23 protein-coding genes are annotated in these 23,620 nt (G+C 42.7%); 16 read left to right on the top strand and 7 right to left on the bottom strand.

Annotation, left to right across the window (positions count from 1 at the left end; all coding sequences use genetic code 11):
• Nucleotides 1-2 precede the first annotated feature (2 nt).
• A complete protein-coding gene (locus EHO59_RS14470) occupies nucleotides 3-1,118 on the bottom strand; it encodes an AI-2E family transporter (protein WP_135589177.1) in 1,116 nt (371 codons plus the stop codon).
• The gene (locus EHO59_RS14465) at nucleotides 1,118-1,639 is read right to left on the bottom strand and encodes a hypothetical protein (RefSeq protein ID WP_135589176.1); all 522 of its coding nucleotides are present in this window, start codon (nucleotides 1,637-1,639) and stop codon (nucleotides 1,118-1,120) included. Before EHO59_RS14465 ends, EHO59_RS14470 begins: the two co-directional genes overlap by 1 nt.
• A 46-nt stretch (nucleotides 1,640-1,685) precedes the next feature.
• Between EHO59_RS14465 and EHO59_RS14460 the strand changes: the two genes are divergently transcribed.
• On the top strand, nucleotides 1,686-2,327 hold the full coding sequence (locus EHO59_RS14460; protein ID WP_135589175.1) for a DedA family protein: 642 nt from the start codon (nucleotides 1,686-1,688) through the stop codon (nucleotides 2,325-2,327).
• On the opposite strand, the gene EHO59_RS14455 is transcribed toward EHO59_RS14460, so the two are convergent.
• Entirely contained in the window at nucleotides 2,324-3,865 is a 1,542-nt protein-coding gene (locus tag EHO59_RS14455) for a phosphatase domain-containing protein (RefSeq protein ID WP_135589174.1), read from the bottom strand. The genes EHO59_RS14460 and EHO59_RS14455 overlap by 4 nt on opposite strands.
• Before the next feature lie 120 nt (nucleotides 3,866-3,985).
• On the opposite strand from EHO59_RS14455, the gene EHO59_RS14450 reads away from it, so the two are divergent.
• The 6 genes from EHO59_RS14450 to hslU are packed head-to-tail and all read left to right on the top strand — an operon-like array spanning nucleotide 3,986 to nucleotide 9,374.
• A complete protein-coding gene (locus tag EHO59_RS14450) occupies nucleotides 3,986-4,300 on the top strand; it encodes a Smr/MutS family protein (RefSeq protein WP_135589173.1) in 315 nt (104 codons plus the stop codon).
• Entirely contained in the window at nucleotides 4,297-5,850 is a 1,554-nt protein-coding gene (gene cimA, locus EHO59_RS14445; protein ID WP_135589172.1) for a (R)-citramalate synthase CimA, read from the top strand. Before EHO59_RS14450 ends, cimA begins: the two co-directional genes overlap by 4 nt.
• Nucleotides 5,838-6,407, top strand: a complete 570-nt coding sequence (gene pth, locus EHO59_RS14440) for an aminoacyl-tRNA hydrolase (RefSeq protein WP_135589171.1) — start codon at nucleotides 5,838-5,840, stop codon at nucleotides 6,405-6,407. The genes cimA and pth overlap by 13 nt, the downstream gene beginning before the upstream one ends.
• Nucleotides 6,408-6,452: 45 nt before the next feature.
• A complete protein-coding gene (gene xerA, locus EHO59_RS14435) occupies nucleotides 6,453-7,400 on the top strand; it encodes a site-specific tyrosine recombinase/integron integrase (RefSeq protein ID WP_135589170.1) in 948 nt (315 codons plus the stop codon).
• The gene (hslV, locus tag EHO59_RS14430; RefSeq protein ID WP_425460242.1) at nucleotides 7,375-7,932 is read left to right on the top strand and encodes an ATP-dependent protease subunit HslV; all 558 of its coding nucleotides are present in this window, start codon (nucleotides 7,375-7,377) and stop codon (nucleotides 7,930-7,932) included. The genes xerA and hslV overlap by 26 nt, the downstream gene beginning before the upstream one ends.
• Nucleotides 7,929-9,374 (top strand): ATP-dependent protease ATPase subunit HslU, encoded by a 1,446-nt coding sequence (hslU, locus tag EHO59_RS14425; protein ID WP_135589169.1) that lies wholly within the window; start codon nucleotides 7,929-7,931, stop codon nucleotides 9,372-9,374. The genes hslV and hslU overlap by 4 nt, the downstream gene beginning before the upstream one ends.
• Before the next feature lie 106 nt (nucleotides 9,375-9,480).
• On the opposite strand, the gene EHO59_RS14420 is transcribed toward hslU, so the two are convergent.
• Nucleotides 9,481-10,314 carry a hypothetical protein gene (locus EHO59_RS14420; RefSeq protein ID WP_135589168.1) on the bottom strand — a complete coding sequence of 278 codons (834 nt, stop codon included), beginning with the start codon at nucleotides 10,312-10,314 and terminating at the stop codon, nucleotides 9,481-9,483.
• A gap of 69 nt (nucleotides 10,315-10,383) precedes the next feature.
• Between EHO59_RS14420 and EHO59_RS14415 the strand changes: the two genes are divergently transcribed.
• Genes EHO59_RS14415 through EHO59_RS14400 form a run of 4 tightly spaced genes read left to right on the top strand, consistent with a single transcriptional unit; the run spans nucleotide 10,384 to nucleotide 13,306 of the window.
• The gene (locus tag EHO59_RS14415; protein ID WP_135589167.1) at nucleotides 10,384-10,644 is read left to right on the top strand and encodes a lipoyl domain-containing protein; all 261 of its coding nucleotides are present in this window, start codon (nucleotides 10,384-10,386) and stop codon (nucleotides 10,642-10,644) included.
• Complete coding sequence (locus EHO59_RS14410) at nucleotides 10,641-11,540, top strand: metallophosphoesterase family protein (RefSeq protein ID WP_135589166.1); 900 nt, start codon at nucleotides 10,641-10,643, stop codon at nucleotides 11,538-11,540. Before EHO59_RS14415 ends, EHO59_RS14410 begins: the two co-directional genes overlap by 4 nt.
• Nucleotides 11,530-12,576, top strand: a complete 1,047-nt coding sequence (locus tag EHO59_RS14405; protein ID WP_135589165.1) for an Mrp/NBP35 family ATP-binding protein — start codon at nucleotides 11,530-11,532, stop codon at nucleotides 12,574-12,576. Before EHO59_RS14410 ends, EHO59_RS14405 begins: the two co-directional genes overlap by 11 nt.
• Before the next feature lie 40 nt (nucleotides 12,577-12,616).
• Nucleotides 12,617-13,306: a hypothetical protein gene (locus EHO59_RS14400; protein ID WP_135589164.1), complete on the top strand. Its 690-nt coding sequence runs from the start codon at nucleotides 12,617-12,619 to the stop codon at nucleotides 13,304-13,306.
• Between the two features lie 111 nt (nucleotides 13,307-13,417).
• Here EHO59_RS14400 and EHO59_RS14395 read toward each other — a convergent pair whose 3' ends face one another.
• Nucleotides 13,418-14,029, bottom strand: a complete 612-nt coding sequence (locus EHO59_RS14395; protein WP_167882135.1) for a UbiX family flavin prenyltransferase — start codon at nucleotides 14,027-14,029, stop codon at nucleotides 13,418-13,420.
• A gap of 17 nt (nucleotides 14,030-14,046) precedes the next feature.
• Nucleotides 14,047-14,961, bottom strand: coding sequence for a UbiA-like polyprenyltransferase (locus EHO59_RS14390; protein ID WP_135589162.1), 915 nt, complete (start codon nucleotides 14,959-14,961; stop codon nucleotides 14,047-14,049).
• 103 nt (nucleotides 14,962-15,064) lie between these two features.
• Here EHO59_RS14390 and EHO59_RS14385 point away from each other — a divergent pair, with 103 nt between their 5' ends.
• The 3 genes from EHO59_RS14385 (at nucleotide 15,065) to ychF (ending at nucleotide 18,121) form a co-directional block, all read left to right on the top strand.
• A complete protein-coding gene (locus tag EHO59_RS14385) occupies nucleotides 15,065-15,724 on the top strand; it encodes a hypothetical protein (RefSeq protein WP_135589161.1) in 660 nt (219 codons plus the stop codon).
• Nucleotides 15,725-15,736: 12 nt separating this feature from the next.
• Nucleotides 15,737-16,927, top strand: coding sequence for an LIC11612 family fibronectin-binding protein (locus tag EHO59_RS14380; RefSeq protein WP_135589160.1), 1,191 nt, complete (start codon nucleotides 15,737-15,739; stop codon nucleotides 16,925-16,927).
• 96 nt (nucleotides 16,928-17,023) lie between these two features.
• On the top strand, nucleotides 17,024-18,121 hold the full coding sequence (ychF, locus tag EHO59_RS14375) for a redox-regulated ATPase YchF (RefSeq protein ID WP_135589159.1): 1,098 nt from the start codon (nucleotides 17,024-17,026) through the stop codon (nucleotides 18,119-18,121).
• Nucleotides 18,122-18,131: 10 nt separating this feature from the next.
• On the opposite strand, the gene EHO59_RS14370 is transcribed toward ychF, so the two are convergent.
• The gene (locus EHO59_RS14370; protein ID WP_135589158.1) at nucleotides 18,132-19,781 is read right to left on the bottom strand and encodes a helix-turn-helix domain-containing protein; all 1,650 of its coding nucleotides are present in this window, start codon (nucleotides 19,779-19,781) and stop codon (nucleotides 18,132-18,134) included.
• A gap of 564 nt (nucleotides 19,782-20,345) precedes the next feature.
• Here EHO59_RS14370 and EHO59_RS14365 point away from each other — a divergent pair.
• Nucleotides 20,346-21,332, top strand: a complete 987-nt coding sequence (locus tag EHO59_RS14365; RefSeq protein WP_135589157.1) for a sodium-dependent bicarbonate transport family permease — start codon at nucleotides 20,346-20,348, stop codon at nucleotides 21,330-21,332.
• 180 nt (nucleotides 21,333-21,512) lie between these two features.
• Nucleotides 21,513-23,498 carry an alginate export family protein gene (locus EHO59_RS14360; RefSeq protein WP_135589156.1) on the top strand — a complete coding sequence of 662 codons (1,986 nt, stop codon included), beginning with the start codon at nucleotides 21,513-21,515 and terminating at the stop codon, nucleotides 23,496-23,498.
• Nucleotides 23,499-23,620 lie beyond the last annotated feature (122 nt).

The raw sequence follows: 23,620 nt of genomic DNA, 5'->3' as shown, positions 1-23,620 counted from the left end.
TCTTAGCTGGCAAAAAAATCTTTTCTGTACAATTTCCAGAAATCCCAAAGGATCACTACCATGGTAACCGCTACCGGCCCAAGCACCAGTCCCATGATCCCGAATTCTTGGATCCCTCCGATAAGAGAGAGAAAGATCAAAAGAGGATGGATCCTCAATTTCTTATCCAACATCTTCGGTTTGACTACGTTTTCTAAAACGATATAGAGAGTCAGGCCCATGATCATGAAGAAGCTTGCGCCTATGATATTATTCTCTATGAACATCAAATACAGTCCGATCGGAAGCCAAACTACCGAAGTTCCAATCACAGGAATAAGAGAGAAGAAGGCAGCAAGACTCGCGTATAAAAACGGGTTAGAGATCTTAGCAAAGAGTAAAAGGATATAAATTCCCGCTCCTTGCATGATGGAAACGATTAGATTTCCTTTAAATACTGTCTGCACGGCGGCAGCAATCTTTCTTCCAACCTGTTCCTCTACTTCTGCGGAGAAGGGAAGGTTGTCCAAGATAAACCTTTCTATCTTTCTTCCGTCTTGATAGAAGAAGAACAAGAGTAGAACGGAAAAGAATAGATTCATGATAATCCCGGCAGGAAGATCGATGGAACCCAGAATAAAGGAAGATGCATTGCTCAATACCGCGTACAAGCTGTCTAGGTTCAGAATATCTATATAATTTCTCGCAAACTCTCCATAGATTTCGGGGAGTTTCACCCAAAAGAAAGGATTGTCCGTAACAAGATCCGTAAGGATATTCAGATTCATCATCGTATCTATGATCTTATCTTCCGAAAGAGAGATACGAATCTTGAATAGGATAGAAAGAGATTCTTCTATCAAAGTTCGGATCATAAAATAAGAAGGAAGAAGCACGATCATACAGACAGAACCGATCATGATCCAAGGAGCGAAAGACTCGAAACGAGGACCTACAAGTCTTCTGAGTTGCTTGTACTGCTTTCGGGTTGCGAGATAAAGGATCAAGGCAACCAATGCGGAATAGAAATAAGGCCTTAATACCACGAAGAGCAGTGTCGCCGCTCCCAGGCAAAAAATCCCCAGAACGATATTGAATATCTTTCTGTTTGTTGCGTCCATTCCGTCCTTATCGGGCATCAGAATCCTCCCGAGGTTCTATGAAATAATTTCACTAATGAACCTTTCTCGCTCGGAACGATGGAGATCGCGACAGTCTTTCGTCCGAATACTTCGACCAAATACAAACTCTTTGCATCCGTTTTTTGGTTTTGTAACATCTTATGATTCAAATTGAAGATCAGGATCTCATAATAGGTTTCCAGCACCTGTTTGGAGAAGCTGCTCTTAAAAACAACGATGGATTCCTTATTTTCCAGTAAGCGATCCGATTTCAGTTCAGTAGAAAACAATAAAGTACTGTTTTGAGGAGGAACAAAATCCCTGGGAATGGAAGAAGGAGCCTTGTACGGATCCTCTTGGATAGTGAGTCGATTGTAACGAAAAATTCTTGGTTTTGGTCTATCTTGTTTTTGCGGTTTTACAGGATCTAACGCGGGCATTTCCGGAAGAACCTGCTCCTGAGAAAAAAGAGAAACATTTACGATGAGTATGAGAAGAAGAGTAAGAATTCGCTTAGGCGAGAAACTGGAGGATTCCACGAAATTTAGTTGAATCCAATGCTCCCACCTTGACAATCCTTTTTAGATGCAATTTACCGGATTCGATTCATACATCCAGATCCTTTTGGATTGGGTCGCCGGTCTGCCCAGCGCTCTCGTTTGGTTCTTCTTTGCCTTTTCCAATTTAACCGAAAACGTTTTTCCTCCTTGGCCGGGAGATACTGTCACCGCATTCGGAGGATTCTTACTTGCAAGAGGAGGGATCGGTTTCTGGGAATTGGCCACGAGCACTCTATTCGGAAATCTTGCAGGCGCTTGGATCATGTATTCCTTCGGCCACAAACTCTTGGATTGGCTGAAGACAAAAGAATTTCCTTTTAAATCGGAATTATACAACGAGGATTCTATCCAAAAGACATTGGATTGGTTTTCCAGAAACAGTACTCTCGTAGTGATCTTTTCCCGTTTTTCAGCGGGAATACGATTCTTTGTTTCGATTGTGGCGGGAATGACGGACATGAGCCCCGCAGTCTTCTTCTCTTATTTTTCCTTAGCAGTATTCTTATGGTGCGGAATACTGATCTACGGAGGTTTCTATTTGGGAAGCCATTGGGAGAAGGTATTGGAATTTCTTTCTCTCTACAATAGGATAGCGACTGCGACTCTTATACTCGCCGTCCTTGGATTTATACTTTATAAAAAGGTAATAGAAAAGAAAAAAGCCTAAACTTCGAGCACTTCTTTCAATGTCTTTACGAATTTCTTATGAATAGGCCGAACGTCTTGCGGAAGTTCCAGCTTTTTTGCAAGTTCCAATAAGAAACTCGAGTCGATTACCTTTCCTTCAAACCATTGGCCAGCCATTTCGCCTGCAATTTTCAAAACGGAAGAAAGGTCCAAGATCTCCTTTTCGACTAGAATCAGAGCGAATCCTAAAGCACCGTCGGTTGGAAGGTATGCTTTTATATCCGGATTTTTCCAAGGATCTATTCCGGTAGGAAGAGCTCCTCTTACATTCCATTGCATTTCCTCGGAAGGAGGCCCAAGTTCAGTCTTATTCACGAGTACTAATTCGACCGGATTGATATCTCCGTGAATTCTTCTGTTTTCTTCGGCAAGTTCTCGGATGAGTTTTGCATTGTCCCGAGTGATTGCATCCCTTCCTAGAAAATTCAATTTATAGAGATAATCTTCTAGCTCCTTTCCCTGGAGAGCTCCTGTTAGAATGACTTGGTATAATATGAAGATCAGATAATCGCTTTCGGTATTATCTCCCATTAAAATCTCTTTCGAATTCGTAGGAAGATAGATCCTATCTCTTAAGAGAATGGTAAGCTTATAAGCCAATTGATCGAATAAGCTCTGAAAAGAAGATCCCGCAAACTTACGCACTCTTTCGAGCGCTCCCCAAAGTCCTTCCGTCAAAAATCGAGTAGGATGAGATAAGGTATCCCAAAACTTATCCACCATTCCTTTGATGGTACCTTCTAAATATTTTAAGTGAAGGGATTCTGTTCGTACTTGCTGCACGCGAAATGTGGAGAGAAGGGTTCTTCTGAAAAAATGAGGGCTCGCCGAAATGAAGCAAAGAGGAGAATCACTCGTATTCTCTCTCAGTTCTCTGAATAGAGTCGGCATCCCAGGCAAGGGAAGTTTCTGTTCTGAAGTCTCGAATAGAGTGGAAATCTTTCCTTTATTCGAATGGATATCCGTTGCAAGATAGGTTTGGTCTATATCCGAAGTGGTGACTAACCCAGAGTAATCTTCGGACAGAATACGTAATGCTCCCTTTCCGATCAAACTTTGAGAAACTAACTCGTGTTTTCCGGGAGTGTTTAAGTAAGCTAGGTCCTTTCCGAACTGTCTGTAAGAATCCGGCTTTAAGAAATGGATATAGAACTGATAATTTCCAGGCTTGAGCGGGAAAGTAAACTCATGAAAGAAGAAGCCGCTTTCGTCTCCTCTGATCTCCGGAGATCTATGCAAAACATTTCCGGATCCGTCCACAATTTCTGCGAGAAGGATTGGTTTACGCACGGACTCGAGACCATAGTCCAGAAAAGGAGTGATCTCTTTTTCCTGCCCCTTGAATAAGCCGGTAAACAGATCCCAATCCTTCGGGTCTGTCATATCTTCGGTGATACCTATATCCACGACTTGTCCGCGGATATAGTAACGATTTTCTCTACCTAGAGTACCTCCGCAGATTGCGGCTCTTCTCTTTTCCGTATTCCGGGAAATTTTGCGATCTTGTTCTTCTGCCAACCTTCCGGACCTTTTTCCAGATTTTAAGAAAGGAAACTCTATCATGGGGTCCGTAAAGGGAAAGCAAAAATCCAATTTCTTTGTTTTCGCGGAGAATGGCCCGACTAGGATGGTCTTAGGATGCCGAGAGATAAAGGTTCCGGAAGAAACCAGAAAGGTCCGAGAACAATTTATATCCGCAAGATGAGATTCGAAGAAGCGTATCGGATCCTGGACAAAGAGATTCAAGAAGCTTTCTTGAAAGGGGAAACCCTAGTCGAGGTGATCCACGGGATTGGAGAAGGAGTCTTGCGTAAAATGACCGAGGATTATATCCGAAATCATTCTTACCTAAAAGTCCTCGAAGACGCAGGGTTAAATATAGGAAATCCGGGATCTACTCTGATCGAGATCATGGGCCCTTCGGCGGAAGATTTAAAGAAGTACTTAAAATGAAGGAACAAAGATCCAAGGTGCAAATTCTGGATGTGACTCTTCGAGATGGAGAGCAGACTAGAGGCGTAAGCTTCTCCGCATCCGAAAAATTGAATATTGCAAAATTCCTTCTGCAAAACCTGAAAGTGGATCGTGTAGAGATCGCTTCCGCAAGAGTTTCTCAGGGAGAACTAGAAAGCGTTCGCCGCATCATGGAATGGGCCAATTCGGAATCCGTAGGAGATCGGATCGAGATCCTAGGCTTTGTGGACTCTCATAAAAGTGTGGATTGGATTTTAGCTTCCGGTGCAAAGACCCTCAACTTACTCACAAAAGGATCTCTCAAACATTTAGAAGGACAACTCAAGAAAAGTCCCAGGGAGCATTTCGAAGAAGTTTCCGAAACCATTTCTTATGCTAAGAAGAATGGCCTCGAAGTTAATATATATTTAGAAGATTGGTCCAACGGATATTTAAATAGCAAAGAATACGTTTTGGACTTCGTTTCTCATCTTTCCAATGAACCTTTAGGAAAAATCTTTCTTCCGGATACATTAGGAGTTTTGGCTCCAGAAGAAACGTATGCAGGGATCTCACTTCTTACCCAGAAATATCCAGAGCTTCATTTCGAATTCCATGGGCATAATGATTACGATCTTTCCGTAGCAAATTGTTTGTTTGCTGTAAAAGCGGGAGCTAAAGGTTTACACGTTAGCGTAAATGGCCTTGGCGAAAGAGCGGGAAATTCTCCTTTGGAAGCAGTGATCACTGCATTGCATGATAAGGCCGGAATTCACACCGGAGTGGACGAAAAAGCGATCACGGAAGCAAGCAGACTCGTGGAAGTGTTTAGCGGAAAAAGGATCTCAGCAAATCGTCCTGTCGTAGGAGAAGACGTATTCACTCAAACTGCAGGAGTGCACGCGGACGGAGATAAAAAAGGAAATCTATACGCAAACCCGATCCTTCCGGAAAGATTCGGAAGAAAGAGAAGCTACGCTCTAGGCAAACTAGCAGGAAAGGCAAGCATCTCAGAAAACCTAAAACAATTGGGGCTCGTGCTTTCTCCGGAGGTCGAAAAGAAAGTCTTAGAAAAAGTGATCGAACTTGGAGACAAGAACAAGACGATTACTCCAGAAGATCTTCCGTTTATCATTGCAGACGTATCTGGTTCTTCTGGCTCCCAATCTGCATTAAAGATTATAGACTGCAAGATCAACTCCGGGTTAGGCATTCGTCCCAAAGCATTCGTTGCCCTGGAATTAAATGGCAAGCAATACTCAGAAGAAGGAGAAGGGGATGGAGGCTATGATGCATTCATGTCCGCTCTCGCAAATATAGCTACTAAAGCAGGCATCTCCATTCCAAGACTCGTGGACTATGAAGTTCGTATTCCTCCTGGAGGAAAAACGGACGCGTTAGTCGAAACCATGATCACCTGGAACAAAGCTGTAGAGAACCACGAAGAAGAGAATTTTAAGACCATAGGCGTTCATAGCGACCAAACCATCGCTGCAGTACTCGCCACCGAGAAAATGTTGAACCTGATCCTCCAAGCATGGCAAACCTAAAAATTTTATTAGTAGGTCTCGGAAATCCCGGACCAAAATACGAAAAGAACCGTCACAATATCGGATTTCTTGTGTTAGACGATCTAGCCAAGGATTGGGGAGTATCTCTGTCCTCTTCTTCCAAAGAGGAGAAAGGAAAAATAGATAAGGACGGTATCTCCTTTCATCTATTAAAGCCTTTGGAGTTTATGAATCTCTCCGGAAGAGCGATCGCAGAACTTTCTAGAAAGAACGGGATCCAACCTGAGAATATTCTAGTCATTCACGACGAAGTGGACTTTCCTTTTGCCAAACTGAAATTCAAACTGAACGGAGGACACGGGGGCCACAACGGCTTGAGAGATATTATCGAGAAATTAGGCTCTCCCAATTTCCACCGTCTTCGGTTCGGGGTAGGAAAACCGGGAGACAGTTCTCTTACTTCAGGACATGTTCTAGCGAATTTTAATAAGGAAGAAATCTCTCAGTTCCCTGAATTATTCACTCAGGCAAAACAAAAAATCTCGGATTGGGTCCGGGAAAGACAGATCCTTTTTTCAAAAGCCTCCGATAGATAAACTAACCCCGACGCATTTCTCGGGGATTTATCTCCGGAGAAATACGTGAGCGAATACGCAGTCAAAATCCCAGAATTTACCTCGGAGACATTAAACTCTGCCGCCCGGAGATTTCACGAATACTTGAGAGTTGAAAAAAACTATTCTCAGAATACTTTGAATGCGTATCTCTTGGATTTAAAATCCTTCTTCGAATTCTGCCAACAAGAACAACTCGAGATCTACGAATTAGAATCGGTTGATGTTCGCTCTTATTTTGCATATCTCTCCAAAAACCAAGGACTGGACAGAAGGACCCAAAGTAGAAAACTTTCCAGCCTTAGAACTTTCTATAAGGTTTTATTAAAAGATAATCTAATACCCAATAATCCTATTCTTTCGGTAAGCTTCCCAAAAACCAGAAAGCAAGTGCCAAGAAATTTTAAGATAGAAGAGACAGAAAGTATTCTTGAATACGAAAACGAGAACGCCTCCGAGATCTTAAATCTAAGAGACAAGGCAATCATTGAAGTATTGTATTCTACCGGGCTTAGGGTATTCGAGCTGGTAGATGCTACGTTAACGCAATTATCTGCGGATCATTCCATTCTGAAAGTCATGGGAAAGAGAAGAAAGGAAAGATTCGTTTATTTAGGAAAAGAAGCGATCGCAAGCTTGAAAGAATATCTAGACGTTCGTTCTAGGTTCCGTCCCAGATGTGATGAAATTTTTCTGAACCAAAAGGGAAATAAACTGACGACGAGAGGGGTTCGTTATATTTTGAACGAGAGAAGGAAACGAATGGGATGGGACAAACCCATTACTCCCCATAAATTCCGTCACACGTTCGCAACGGACTTACTCGATGCGGGAGCGGATATTCGCGCCGTTCAGGAGCTCTTGGGGCATTCCTCTCTATCCACCACACAGGTTTATCTAAGTGTGAGTAAGGAAAAGATTAAAGAGGTCTACCGAAAGGCTCATCCCCATGCAAGACTCGATTCATCCAAGTAAAATACACGCCACCACAATCCTATGTGTTCGTAAGAACGGAAAAGTAGCCATAGCGGGAGACGGACAGGTTTCTTTCGGAAACACTGTCATGAAAAACACTGCCCGCAAGGTTCGTAAGCTATATTCAGACAAGATCGTATCGGGCTTTGCTGGCTCCGCTGCCGACGCATTCACCTTATTCGAGTTATTCGAAAAGAAAGTGCAGGAATATGGAGGAAGTCTCTCCAGAAGTGCAGTAGAACTCGCGAGAGAATGGAGATCCGACAGAGCGCTTCGTAGATTAGAGGCAATGCTTATCGTTGCCGACAAGGACGAGTCTTTTTTAGTTTCAGGAACGGGAGATGTAATCTCTCCTGACGATGGAATACTCGCCATTGGATCCGGAGGGAATTATGCACTCTCTGCAGCAAGAGCACTTTATAACCATACGAACTTAGATCCGGTCCAGATCGTAAAAGAAGCCATGAATATCGCGGCAGACATTTGCATTTATACAAATCATAATATTATCGTGGAGGAAATCGGGCAATGAGCGACTCCATATCACAAGTAAATCTAAAAGAAGAAACAAAGTTTCAAGACGATGAACTGACTCCTAGAGAGATCGTCGCCAAGTTAGACGAACATATTATCGGACAGAAAAATGCAAAGAAGGCTGTTGCGATCGCTCTTCGCAATCGAACTAGAAGAAGAAAACTAGATCCGGAACTTAGAGAAGAAATTTATCCAAAGAACATCATCATGATCGGACCCACTGGAGTGGGCAAGACAGAGATCGCGCGTAGACTTTCCAAACTCTGCGGAGCACCTTTTCTAAAGGTAGAAAGTACTAAGTTTACAGAGGTAGGATATGTTGGCCGAGATGTGGAAAGCATCATCCGAGATCTGGCAATGGTTTCCTTGAACTTAGTCAAACAAGAGTTCAGAAAAGAAGTAGAAGCCAAGGCAAAGGAAAGAGCCGAAGACGCTTTATTAGATATTCTTTTACCATTTCCACAAAAGACTTCTATTGCGGATCCTCATCCTCCTTCTATTGGTTTCAGCGTAAACCAAGACGACGATGAAAGAGAGAAACGCTTCCTCGAAACCAGAGAGACAATGCGTAAGAAGCTGAAGTCCGGTAAATTGGATGAACAAATCGTAGAGATAGATATCCAACAGGCTGGACCGCAGGGACTTCCTATGCTCCAGGTCTTTGGCGCTGGAAATATGGAAGAATTGGACAATCATATCCAGAACGTCCTAGGCGATCTCATGCCTAAAAAGCAAAAGAAGAGAAAACTCCCGATCCCAGAAGCAATGAAGATCTTAGAAGAAGCCGAAGCGGAGAAACTCTTAGATCCTGATAAACTCCAGAGAGAAGCTCAGAAAAGAGTAGAGGAGATGGGAATCGTATTCTTAGACGAGATAGACAAGATCGCAAGCAGAGAAGGAAGAGCAGGTGCAGACGTCTCCAGAGAAGGAGTGCAAAGAGACCTTCTACCAATCGTAGAAGGAGCGACTGTAACCACTAAGATCGGCCCGATCGTAACGGATCATATTCTATTCATCGCAGCCGGTGCATTCCACATGTCCAAACCTTCGGATCTAATCCCGGAACTGCAAGGGCGCTTTCCAATCCGAGTGGAATTGGAAAAACTATCTATGGACGATTTCGAAAAAATCTTAACAGCGCCTAGATCTTCTCTTGTAAAACAATACCAAGCGCTTCTTTCCACAGATGGGATCAAGATAGAGTTTGCTCCCGATGGAATTCGAGAAATTGCAAAGATTGCTTATGATATGAACGAAAAGCATGAAAACATTGGCGCAAGAAGATTGAACACGATTATGGAAAGACTCTTGGAAGACCTAAGCTTTGAAGGGCCTGATCTTCCTGAAAATCAAAGATCTCTAACGATAGATAAGGCAGCGGTTGAATCCAAGTTGAAAGGGATCGTAGAAGACAAAGATTTAAGTCGTTACATTCTCTAAAACAGAATTCTTCAGACCATGGTTCTCTGTCTAAATACAAAAAAGGCGACTATTACAGTCGCCTTTTTAACTTTCTCTTTATTTGCGTGAGTTCTTGGCTTAAAAACTAAAATGCCATTTCTCGAAGCGCAGATAAAGGATATCTCATATAAACGGTAGTAGTTCTGCTACCGGAAGTGATGGTGAGAAGATCTAAAGGATTCAATCCCATCGTATAATATCCTTCGTCGATCATTGCGATCCCAAAGCCTGCGCTTTCTTTCTCGTCCAAGAATTCAGGTCTAAAGAAGTCGGCAGAATTTCCCGCGTCAAATAATTGCTTATGACGAACCCTGGATTCTTCGATCCTTCCAAAATCCATATTATGAATTGGTGAATCATTCCTGATCCTGAAGTTCAGCTCGTCCTTAGTGATTCGGATCTTTACGGAGATGCGCATTCTATTCTTCTTCAGTTTAGAACGAACATCCACTAAGAATTCCTTCTCTTCGGATTTTAGGATCTGCTTTTTAGCACGGATCCTATCTTCGAGTTGAAGAATATTCTGCACCTGTCTCTTGATCTTTTCAGGAACAACATATCTCTGCATCGCATCTCTAAGAGGAGAGGTGTCCATGATGATCTCAAGAAGTTCTTCGGCTTCTTCTTCCGTATCGCCAAGTCTAGCAATCTTCTTCAAGAGTTCGTCTCGAAAGATAATATGACGTATATTTCCTTTGATTGCGTTGAGAAGAGCTTCCATGAGCCCGCTAAATAGATGAAAGGCAGCTAAAGGATTCGCTCCAATCTCTTCTAAGAGTCCGTTCACTAATTCGGAAAGAATATCCCGAGTAGGTTTAGTAAGACCTTTCAACTCAAGATGAAAGAATCTTCTCTTTTTAAGATCTTCGATATTTTGGAGGATTTCAGCCCCTTTGAGGACAGATTTCTGGTTTGCCATAGGAGGGAACTTAGAAAATTTAGTACACGTTGGCTTGCGCACACTATACGGCAAGCTGGTTTTAGGAAGATGGCACCAAAAACCGAAGATTTCGAACTGATCGCTCCCGACCTGGGAGACACCGATAAAATCGAATTAGTCCGCTGGAATTTTCGATTGGGACAACAAATTAAAATCGGAGAAGAAGTCTGTGAACTCGTAACAGACAAGGCTTCCTTTCCGATGGAATCTCCTATCAATGGAGTTCTTTCCAGAATAGACAGAGAGAAGGGTTCTATTATCAAAAAGGGTGAGGTATTAGGAATGATCCGGAGGGAAGTTTCCGAGTGAAATTGGTCCACCTGTCGGACCTGCATTTTCCCGTACCACTTCCTTTCTCTAGTTTGAAGGGAAAGATGATCCCGGGTTATTTAAACTATACCTTTCGGCGTAGAAAAAAATATCCGATCTCTCTTTGGAATGCAATCGTACGAAAAATAGAAACTACCAATCCGGATGCGATCGTCATTTCCGGAGACATCACAAATGTTTCTCATTTAAGAGAATACAATCGCTCTTTAGAAATTCTCAAACCGGTTTTGAGTGATAAGACTTTTATGATCCCGGGAAATCATGATCGCTACACAAAACAATCTTCCTATGGAAAGGAAATGCCATACTACGAAAGATTCTTCTCGACTTGGATGGGAGAAGAAGTCCCGGATCAGAAAGGATATCTAAGAGTCAAAAAAATAGGTAATCTAGCTCTCGTTGGCTGGGACTCTAATATGCCACTTTCCGTTCTGAATGCGTACGGTTTTATTGAGGAAGAGTTGGTGCATTCCACGCTGGAATATTTAAAGAGAGAGAAGATCGAGAATTATTTTCTGATCTGCCATCATCCCATCTGGAATCCTCCCGAAAGACAGGAGAGTCCTGGACATAGGATGAGAAATCGCGAAAAGATCGCGAGTCTACTAAAAGAGAAGCCTCCCATCGCTTATTTGCATGGGCATGTTCATACGAACTGGGTAAAGGCTCCTGGACCAGAGAAACCGTTTTATGTAATCAACTCTGCTTCTAGCACAAGGATTGCAGATCCAAGACACCAAAGTGGTTTTCATATACTGGACTGGAACGGAAGAAAACTAGATATACAAAGATTTTCCTTCTCCTTGGAAAAAGGGGAATTTATCCAAACAGAAACGATCTTATACGAAGAAGAAAAGGAAACAAATGGCCGGTAAAATCCAACCCATAGACATTCAAAGAGAATTAACCAAGATCAAACATCCTGAACTGAAAAAGGACATCGTGTCCCTAGGCATGATCGGATCCTTGGAGATCGGCGAAGAAGAAACGAATATCCTAGTCAAGACCCCAAGTCAGGATAGAAGGGTCCAAATCGGCTTAGAGGCCCAAATCCGCCAGACTCTTTCCAAAAAGGAAGGAGTAGGTAAGATCAAGATCAAATTCGAAGTAGATCCTAAGATGACTCTGGACGATTCGAATAAGATCCTGGGAGTAAAGAAAGTAATCGCAATCGGCTCCGGAAAAGGTGGGGTCGGAAAATCCACAGTTACCGTGAACCTTGCTGCAGCTGCAGCCTCTCTCGGCTATAAAGTGGGAGTATTAGATGCGGATATCTACGGACCTTCCATCGGAAAAATGTTCGGTGTTAACGGCAAGGTAGCTCTCAAAGCAGAAGAAGATAAGATCTATCCTTTAGAAAAAGACGGACTCAAAATCATTTCCTTTTCCTTCTTAATAGAAGAGAAGCAACCAGTGGTTTGGAGAGGACCTATGCTTGGTAAAGCAGTGGAGCAGTTCTTGTATGATATCGTCTGGGGAGAATTAGATTTTCTTTTTATAGATCTCCCGCCTGGAACGGGTGACGTGCAACTCTCCCTAGCACAGCTCATAGATTTAGACGGCGCAGTTTTAGTAACGACTCCACAATCTGTTGCACTTTTAGATGCAAACCGTGCAGCTTCCATGTTCCAACAGGTTAAAGTACCTATCCTAGGTGTTGTAGAGAACATGAGTGAATTTGTGTGTCCAAATTGTGGCCATGCTTCCGCAATTTTTTCTAAGGGCGGAGGTCAAAAATTAGCGGATTCTTCCGATACAAGATTTCTGGGAGGAGTCCCACTTACGATGGATGTGATGAGCGCCGGCGAATCTGGAAAACCTTTGGTTTTCCAAGCACCTGACGGAATTATCGCAAAATCTTATAAAAACATACTCCAAAATCTGGCTGAAGAGATAAAAAAGTGGGAATAATTTACCGGGCACAGTCAGTTAGTACAGAGGGAGGAAGACCGTGAAGTTCGAGAAAGGCACAGAAAAGAATCCATCCGGAAACCTCATAGTATATTGCAATGTCGTTGGTGAGAACCCGCTTTTTCCGGGCGGAAAGATCATCGCATCCAACGTCGTGGTAAGTTTTCTCAGAATCGGAGAGAACTTTCCTGTAGTAACTTTTCCTCCTGTATCATTGGATAGCTACGAAGACCTGAAAAGGATCATCACTGACCATTACGATAAGTATGATGTTGTCAAGATCAAGGACTTCGAAATGCCTCCAGGCCAAGAAGATTCCAACTCTTATATCAAAGAGAGAATGGATCATTTCGAGAATGTAGTAATTCGTTATGTAGAACTCTGCAAGAATCGAGAAGGAAACAACTACTCCGCTCCTGAAAAAGAACCGGAAGGAGTTAGGGACTATCTAGATGCACTTGCAAATCTTTCCTTGAAAGTAAGACGCTCGAGTGGAATTGCAAGAGAAGCTTCTTTACTCCATATGGAGAGATTGGTGGAAACTTTCTCAGGAAAGCACCCTGAATTTGATCTTCACAATTTCAGAAAAGCTCTAGAAGTTCCAGGCCAAACCGGAGAAGATCTGGTTGGACTCTACCTTCAAAAATTCAATGCAATCTCTTACGAGAGATATGAAGATGCTTCCGATCTGAATAAAAAGATCCAAGCAATCGAATCGGTTAGCCCTTAATCATTCGAAGGCTTGAGAGCCTAAAACAAACAGAAAAGGCGAGTGCATAGCAGCTCGCCTTTTTTATTCTATCGCCGAATTAGAAATTTCGACACGAGTAAAATCGAGCAGTCAGTCCGACTCTTTGTCCGAAAGCCAGCGAGGGTAGAGATCTATTTCTCTTCCGAGCAAACGAAAGATGCGTGTCGCCATAAAATCACCCAAGTCCTCTAGGCTATTCGGCATTTGATAAAAACCGGGAGAGGCAGGAGCAATGACCGCACCGGCGTCATGAAGTGAAAGCATATTTTCCAAATGGATCCGATTGTAAGGAGTCTCTCTTGGCACAAGAATCAATCTCCTTCTTTCCTTGAGAGTCACGTCAGCCGCTCTTTCAATCAGATTCTCAGTAATTCCGGTTCGAATTGCTGCGATCGTTTTCATAGAGCAGGGGACAACCACCATACCATCCCAAATATTCGATCCGGAAGCGATATCGCATCCTATATCTTCAAATTTTCTAAAATGGAATGTATGTATTTTCTTTGGCTTCCATTTCTCCTGGATGAAATCCAAGATTTGAGCCGCAGTTTCCACGTTAGTCGAAAACTCTTCCTTAAAGACGCGAATAGAAGCAGGGCTAGCGACAAACCAAGTCTCTCCTGGAATTTCCATGAGTGCTTTTAAAAAGCGAGCCGCATATATGGAACCGCTCGCACCGGCCATGGCAAGCACCAGTCGAATGCGATCCGCAGAACTCATTAGATAGAACCTTGTTTGAACAATTGGATCAGATCCGGTCCCTTCTCTGCGAGAATTCCCAAGAAGATCACGATAGAAATCCAAGAATGGATCTGATAGAATAAAGGAGGAAAATTTCCATCCTTACTCTTGTATGCGATGGATTGCTCCCAAACAAGAAAGGCAACCACTAAGATCCAGAATAGCCAAAAGAAACCGTGGAGTCCGGCATTCCACGCAGCAAATCCGAGTAAAATAGCAGAGAGTATATGAGAAATTCTTGATATGATAATGGACTTTCTTTCACCGAAACGAGCAGGAACGGAATGCAAGCCTTCCTTCTTATCAAATTCTCTGTCTTGCAAAGCGTATAAAATATCAAATCCAGCCAAATTAAACGCGAGCCCGAGGGTCCAAAGTCCGGGCATCCAGGAAAATTCCTCACGAATTGCGATCCAAGTCGCTAAAGGAGCGAGTCCGATCGTAATTCCCAAGTAAAAATGACAGAGAAAAGTAAAACGCTTTGTATAAGAATAAGTGAATAAAAGAAAAAGAGTAGGGAAAGAAAGATAGAAAGAAAGATCGTTTAAGAACCAACTCCCTAGAAAGAATAGAAGGGATGAACCGATAATAAAACCCACTGCCATAAAATCGGAGATCTGACCACTCGGGATCTCTCGATTCGCAGTCCTAGGATTCTTAGCATCGATGCGTTTGTCCGCCCAGCGATTAAATCCCATGGCGGCACTTCTTGCTCCCACCATGCAAACCAGGATCCAAAAAAGCTTTTGGCCGAGTATTGCAAGAGACAGATTCGGTCCTTGCAATACAGCCAATACGAATGCAATTCCTGCAAAGGGAAGAGCGAACAGTGTATGTGAAAATTTAATAAAACGACCGTATTTAGCGAACGCGGCCAAAGTAGAAGAAGCCATCTCCAGAAAGCTTGGAAGAAAGGGCGAAAGTCAGAAAGCAGATTTTTCCGAACCAAAACGAAAATGGATGATTTTTTCCCTCCGGAGTAAATCCTCGTTTCAAATGGTTCCTACAACGGATTTAAAACCGAATCGAAACATAACAAGCGAAGAGATCGATTCCTTACTCGTATCCATAGTCAAATCCAAAGACTTGCATTTCAAATGGCTGAACACTCTCTCTCTGATGGAGCATATAGGAGCGAGAAAGATCCATACGACCCAGACCGGCCTTCAGGTTTCCGAAATGGTCCTAAGACATGCAGCCGAAGAAGCGAGACATGCTTCCTTCTTTAAAAGACTGGCTCTCAAAGTGGATCCGGAAGGAACTCAAGATTTTCAAAAAGAATCCTTATTAGCAGGATACTCGGCAGTTTCTTATTTTCATAAACTGGATTCTTGCGTAGAACGTTCCCTTTCGAATGAGGTTCTACCCAGACAAACTCATTCCTTTCTTTGCTATTTGTATGTAACCAAGATGATCGAAGAAAGAGCCGGACTCGTCTATGAGATCTATGATCAAATCTTAGATAACAATAAAGCTGGAATCTCTATCAAAGGAATCATCAAGGAAGAAGAGACCCATCTGACTGAAATGGATGCAACTCTCTCAGATCTAGATCCGAATTTTGAAGTTCGATCCGCAGAATTCAGAGAGAAGGAAGCCGAATTCTTTCATAAATACTTTCGCAACTTGCAGAAAGAGATTCTAAAAGCAGTATAGTATAATATTCGAATGTTAGAAATCAGAAATTCTTCCAAAGCCAAATTACTATTTCTGACATTCCTGTTATTCTTGCTTGGGGGAAGCTTCGCTCTTTCTTCTCAGACCTCTGCGAATAGAAAGGATTCTCCGATCGGGATTATCGCATACTGTCCCGCACAATCCGTAAAAGAAAAACCATTCGATTTTGAGAGGACTCTTGCTCTTTGGTACAAGAGATTCAAGGCAGAAAGGATCCAAGAAGGAGGAGGGGCGATTCTTTTGGTCTCTGCTCCGTACTTACCTAAAAATTCTGTCGAAATAGAAAGGATCAAGACTGCCTTAGGAGCAGAAATCGTATTTGCTGGATTTCATCCGGAACAAGCTAAGGCTGAAAAAAAACAGACGAATCCATCGAATTCTAAGAAAGTAAAATCTTCTAAAAAGCAAACCAAGAAGAGTAAATCTAAAAAATCCAAGACAAAGACTGCTCCTAAAACGGATCAGAAAGAAAGTCTTAGTTCTGTAGTTTTATCTTCTGAGATCCCGAATTCTAAAGGCCAAGCCCAAGAATCTCAGAAAACGGATTCGTCTACTTCCGAAAAGGCGCCTACTAATACTTCTACACAAGCTCCTTCTAAAGTATCTAATCCGAAGAAGGCAGATAAAGAAAAATCAACTTCTTCTAAATCTTCTCAGAAAAACAAGAAGAAAGGTTCGAAGAGAAAGGCTTCTCCACTTTCTAAAAAAGCCTCACCGATCATTCCTTCTGGACATATCGTAACTAAGGAAGAAGCAGGATTGAATTTTCTATTCTATTCTCCTGCGCTAGAGTCACTTCAATCGAAAGAGAAAACAGAAGCGCCTTGGATCGCCGATTTTAAGGCGCAATTTAAGAATGCCTCCGAATTTCATACTCTACATTTCCTATTAGCGCAAGACCCGACTCCGAACCTGAAAGAAAGAGAAGGAATACTCTCGGCACAGATAAGCGAATGGAAGAAAGATCTTTTAGAAGGAATTCCCTCTGTAGTATTACTATCTTCTCCGCAGTCCTTGCGTTTCTTCAATGGAGAGTATAGTTTCGGATGTGGAGCCACTGCCGATTCCTTAAAGATCAATATATTGCAATTATTCTTTCGAAACGGAAGACTGATCCGTATCAGCGAAGAAGTCCAAGATCTGAATTCTAAGGAATCGAATAAGTCCTGGATCCTGGAATAACGGATTTTGTAGGAGCTCCTACAAACTGACTCTCTAGTTAGAATTTATCGATTCGAAACGAATTTACAGATTCCAAACTTCTCAAAAATTGACTTTATGAGCTTGAATTGCGGAATCGTAGGTCTACCCAACGTGGGAAAATCCACCATATTTAATGCGTTAACCAAGGCCGGTGCCGAAATGCAGAACTATCCGTTCTGCACAATAGAACCGAACAAGGGAATCGTTGAAGTTCCGGACACAAGACTCGAAAGACTTACTGAGCTCTATCAACCTCAGAAAACTGTTCCTGCAATTATGGAATTCGTGGATATTGCAGGCCTTGTAAAAGGTGCCAGCCAGGGAGAAGGTTTAGGAAATAAATTCTTATCTCATATCCGAGAAGTGGATGCGATCTGCCATGTGGTCCGAGCATTCGAAGACGATAATATCACTCACGTCCACGGTAAGATCAATCCGGTCGACGATGCACAAGTAGTTACGATGGAATTGGTCCTCGCAGACCTGGATTCTGCAGAGAAGCAATACCAAAAGATCGCAAGAAATGCCAAAGGCGGAAACAAAGAAGCGCAAGAGGCATACAATCTATTAGAAAAGATCATAGCAGTCTTAAAAGAAGGAAAACCTGCGAGACTCGCAGAGATCAAACCAGAAGAACAAAAACTGGTAAAGACCTTCAACCTGATCACGGCGAAACCGGTTCTATATGTTGCAAACATCACTGACAAGGCTGCAATCGCAAAAGAAAATCCTTTGGTAGATGCTATTCGCAAAATGGCAAAAGAAGAAGGAGCCGAAGTCGTCACTCTCTGCGGAAAATTCGAAGAAGAGATCTCAGGATTAAGTAGAGAAGAGCAAACCGAATTCTTAGCGGAAATCGGAGAGACAAGAAGTGGGTTGGATAGAATGATCCAGGCCGCTTACAAACTACTTGGACTCGTTACATTTTTCACTGCGGGAGAACAAGAAGCAAGAGCTTGGACCACAGGAGTGGGAAGCACAGGCCCAGTCGCCGCTTCGGTAATCCATTCCGATTTCGAGAAGGCATTTATTCGCGCAGAGGTAATGAAATTCGAAGACTTGGATCGAACAGGCAATCCAACCAAGGTAAAAGAAGAAGGAAAGCTTCGGATCGAAGGTAAGGAATATATCGTCCAAGATGGAGATGTGATCTACTTCAGGATCAACGCCTGATCAGCAGATCTTAGTTCGCGGTTCTTTCTTTTAAATTTTCTTTTCGGTACGAATTCGGATTCGTACCAGTGATCTTTTTGAATTCCAGATAGAATGCAGATCTGGAACTAAAACCAGCTTTCGCTCCAATCTCGGTAGTATTCTCATTCGGAAATTGTTTCAGAAGACCTTTTGCTTCTTCCACTCTATATTGATTAATGAGAGAAGGAAAATTCGTCTTGAATTCAGTATTGATCAATTCGGAAAGCTGATGAATGGTAATCCCAAGTTCCTTGGCCATATTCTCTTCTTTCAAAGACTTGGTCAGATAGATCTTATCTTTCTCTAAAAGAGCGCCTATCTTTTTCACAAAGTCATTCACATCCAAAGAAGAAAGATGAGTCTTTTTGGACGAAACTTCTTCTTCTCTTCTTCTTAAGATCTCTCTAGACAATAAGGATACGAAGACAGTAAGAGCGGGCAAATAATAAAGAACTCCATAGACTGCGATCCGATTGTACGGATAGAAATCGAAATGGAAAATAGTCTTGTACAGATCCAGAAGAAGGAAGATTCCCCAGACGGAAATAAAGAACATCTCATAGAGAGTATTATGCCTAAGAGAAGAAACATGAGTCTTCCCGAAGTAGAATAACATAAAACCGTAATTTAGTACGAGAACCAAAATCCGATGATCATACCAGAATTGGTAAAGAGGGATCAACGGATAAAGAACTCCGGTAAAGCAGACTAACCAAAATAGAGGAGATCTATAGATGACTCCAGTTCCTTCCTTACTCCAAGAAGCCATATACAAGAAGAAAGCAAAGTGAGTAATCCCCAAGAAAAGGAAGTAATTGTGGCGGAATAAATTGTTCGCATTCCCCGCGATAGAAGCGAACTCTTTTCCATGCAGAAAATATAAAGTAGCTGCAACCGAAGTCAAATGTAGTAAAAGACTTAAGAATAAAAGTTTTTTGGATCTAATGTAAAAGAAAACGTTAAATCCGATCGCCAAAGTCAAAACGAATCCTACCGCCAGAAAAAGCACGGAACGCAATCGAACGATAACCATATAATCATCTTCCGACAAAAGCCGGACCGGATAATTGATATCCTCGTTTGATAACACATATAGATAAAAGGTTCGTTCTTCCTTTGGTTCCAACCGGATATTAAAATGAGGAAGAGGAGAAATAAAATCATCCCAAACAGGATCAGAGTCGTAACCAGCAAACCCTGCCTCGTATTTTCCTTTCGAATCAACAGAGCAGAGTTCCGCGTCCGGAACATTTAGCCAAAGAAGGGCGAGAGTTCGACTGAGAGGATCATTTCCTTCATTCGCGAGCTTAAAACGAAGCCAGTTTCCGGAGGAGTTCCTACGGACTCTGAGCACATTTCCGGAATTATGATGCCATTCCAATTGGTGAAGAAGCGCAATCGTCTCAGGCTTGCAATGCTGGTATTGGTATCCTCGATACCTATATTCCATTTTAGAGCTGATATTCTCTACAGGAGAAGAAGAGGAGAGACGGATTACATCCGGTCCCGGCAAACTAGGAGAAGCAAAGATTCCTTCCCCAAAGAACAACGAGACCAGCAAAATGAGGTAGGGCCCAGGGACTGCTATTCTGGAGAAGGGAGAGAATAACCTACGAATTTTGTCGTGAAAATGCCCCATTTATTCTAATATTCCAGAAAAATCGTCCGCAAAGAGGATACCAGCTTTTTTGTTTGAGTCATCTTCTTTTTTAACGATTCGGAATGTGAAAACGAGAAGCGTTCAAAGTTCTAAGTCGAAATCCTAATTTATGTTTTCGAATCTAAACTTATAATCTTGGAACTGAAACAGATTCTAATTATCTCCGTTATTCCAAAATTTAAAACTTTGATTTAAGTTTAGATATATATCAATTCGTTATTTACAAATTTTTCTTGTGAATCACCATTCAGAACACCAGATTTGCGAGTTTTTCGTGATTTAATGCATGGGAATAATGACATGCTGGCATAGCCAACCCAAAGTCGAAGGTTTGGTGCTGAAAATTTGGGCCGTCTCCTAAAATGCGTTTAGTTTCTATAATTTTTTACAATCTGTCGTATTTTTTGGTGTCCAATTTTATAAGTTTGGAAGGTCTTGTATTATAATATTCCTTCTCGAATAAAAAGAATCGGCCTCGATCGGACTCCAAGTAGAGAAAGACGAGCTTGAGAATCGGTATTCGAGAATCTTAAAGGAGATTGTATGGATATTCATGCCGTTGTGGAGAACGTCCTAAACCCCCCGGTTTTGTTTTTCTTCCTGGGGATGGGAGTAGTTCTTTTTAAATCGGATCTGGTTGTTCCAGATCAAATTGGAAAGTTCTTCTCTATGTTTCTTTTGTTCTCCATCGGGTTCAAGGGTGGACACGAGCTTTTCAAAACTCCATTCAGCGAAGAACACCTCTATGTTCTCTTAGGCTGTATGTTTATGGCGATGCTGGTTCCGGTTTACGCGTATTTTATACTCAAAATCAAACTAGATCGTCCGAATGCCGCCGCACTTGCTGGTTCCTTTGGATCCATTAGTGCAGTTACCTTCGTTACTGCAGGAGCTTTCCTTCATAACGTTGGACAAGAATTTGGCGGATTCATCGTTGCCGGTATGGCTCTAATGGAATCGCCTGCTATTGTAGTAGCGGTTATTCTAGACAGAATCGGTCGCACTAAAGCGGAAGGTACTGGCAGTGGCAAGGGCTTCTCTTGGAAGCACTTACTTCACGAAGCATTCTTCGGATATTCCATCTACTTACTATTAGGTTCCCTAATCGTTGGTTACTTTACTGGTGAATCCGGATGGAAAAAAGAATCTCCTTTCTCTGAGAACCTTTTCCAAGGGATCTTAACTCTGTTCCTTTTGGACATGGGTATTTCCGCTGCGAAACGCTTCAAAGAATTGAAGAGTGTAGGTTCTTTCTTGATCGTTGCCGCTCTTTTCCTCATGGCGCTTAACGCAACCTTAGGATTAGTTTTGGTTAAGATTATCGGAATGCCTTTAGGCGACGCATTTATGTTCGTGGTCCTTTGCGCTTCCGCTTCTTACATCGCAGTTCCTGCTGCAATGAAAGGATCCATCCCTGAAGCAAATCCAAGTATCTATCTCACTGTAGCTCTATCGATCGTATTCCCGATCAACATCATTGCGGGAATCCCTCTATACTACTACTTAGTGAAGACAGTTCTCGGAGTGTAATCCACTCGTTTCAAAGTTAACTTAATCATCTTTGAAAGAATGGCAAGGTCCGTCCGGCTTCTATCGAAGTCGGATGGATTTGTTGTTAAGTGAAAAAGCAATAAGAGCTATCGCCTAATTGCGGCGATCAACATACAAAACCGGACAAACACCCGGTTTAAATGAAACTGGAGGAAGAATATGAAAGTTCTCGACTTGTTAAAGAATAGAACGATCGAGCCGACGAGATCTTCTCTTAAGTGGATTTCCTTTTTCGGTATGATTTATCTCATTCCCTCAATAGGAGTTTTCGGACAAGACAAACCGGCTGCGCCGGCTCCTGCTCCGACTGCAGGGACAACTGTTGCAGCGCCTGCTGCTGCTACACCAGCTCCCGCTGCCACTCCAACACCTGAAGAGGAAGAGGAGAACAAATATGTTTCTCCTATGAGGGCAGGTGGCCTTACCCCTGACTATAACAGATCCATGCTACTTGAACCGGAGTTATCTAGAAAGGTAGCTACTCGTAAGAAAGCATGGCTGAACGATTGGGTCCGTGTGGGCGCATACATCCGTCCTCGCTTCGAAGACAGAGAAAATCTCGCCTTCGACAAAGCGAACAAGGGTGATATCTCTCGGATCATGCAAACTTCTCAATTGTTCTTCATTATAGATCCAAGTCCTTATTTCTCTATGAAAGTCAATATCCAAGACGCAAGAGTGTGGGGTGGTGAAACTCCTGCTTCTCCTGGAGACGTTCGCGCAAACACTTTCGCTGGCACTGCGACTACTGTCACTGCCGGTCAAAGTTCCATCAACCCTGCCGGCTTGACTACTCTTCGTGAAGCATGGTTCATGTTGAAGAAACTTCCTCTGGATGCTAAATTGCAAATTGGTCGTCAGATCATTTCTTATGGGGACCAAAGGATGATCGGTGGAGCGAACTGGACGGTCAACGGTCTTTCCTATGACGGAGCTCGTTTGATGTTCGACCATGATACTTTCAATATCCATCTTCTAGGTTATAAACTAGTAGGTAGCCAAAGTGGTCCGAACGGAGTTCTTTCTGCCAATGCGCCTGTTGGAACGAATCTGGGACAACCGGATAAGTATTTGGTGGGAACTTATAACACGATCAAACCTGCTAAGGATTGGTTTTTGATCGATGTGTATTCCTTAGGTATACTGACTCATAAGACCCCTATTTCCAATACTCCTCCAAGTCCAACCTCCGCGGCATTCGCAAACGGGTCTGACAATACTCCGAACGCTTGGAATAAGCAGCAGGATAATTTGATCACTACAGGTTTCCGTATCACAAACCGTACTGATCGAAATAACCTTCCTAAAGACGGACCTTGGGGCGGATTCGATTGGACTTTGGAAGCAGCTTTCCAATCCGGTTCTACGGGAACCAGAGTGGATAACCTAGTCGGTGGACAGGATATCACTACCACTGCTACCATTGACGGTACAACTTATACTCAAAGTCTTGGCGGAACCAAGAACCAAAAGTATACAGGTCAGTTTTATGTTTTCCAAACTGGTTATACATTCGCGCAAAAACTTCGTCTGGGTCTTCAGTGGACGTATGCTTCCGGTGATGGAAATCGCCAAGATGGAAGCAATGGTACTTTCCAAACTCTCACAAACCCTCGATTCGGAGTAATTCCTTACTTCAACAACGTCGCAGGTCTTTCCGAGAATATCGATACCAAGAACTTGAGAAGTTTTACCGTTAACGCTTCCTATAAAACGGATTCTTTCGGAACCTTCTACTTCTCCTACTTTATCAACAATAAGGCGATGGTACAAGACTCCTGGTACGCGATCAACGGAACAAGCAGCGCGACTGGTAACGTGAGTACTGAGGCGAATAACGGTTCTACCACCCATTATCTAGCTAAGTTGGGAAGAAATATCTACAACGAGTTTGATATAGGTTGGAACTACACGTTAAACGACTATTGCTCTCTGTGGCTCGGAGCGGGATTCCTGACTGCGGGAGACGCGGTTAAGAATGCGCGAAATGCGCTTTATACTTATTCGGTTAACAATACTACTGGAGCGGTTACTTTGACTCCTACTGCAGTATTGAATAATATAAGTACACCATCCGTCTACGGTCCTGCAGGAGCAGCATCTCAGGCCAGAATGTTCTATCTGCAAGTTAACGCCGTATTCTAAAAGTATTCGAGGAGATATATGACGATACTCGCTCACCTCGCAGTCGCAGCCTCTCTCATTTTACCCTTCCTGATCGGAAGGGTATTGGGATTGGATTTCATGGGAAGCGATAGTCCTCTTCT

The organism is Leptospira semungkisensis (assembly GCF_004770055.1).
Taxonomy (GTDB): Bacteria; Spirochaetota; Leptospiria; order Leptospirales; family Leptospiraceae; genus Leptospira_B; species Leptospira_B semungkisensis.
This window is presented reverse-complemented; position numbering and strand designations above follow the sequence as displayed.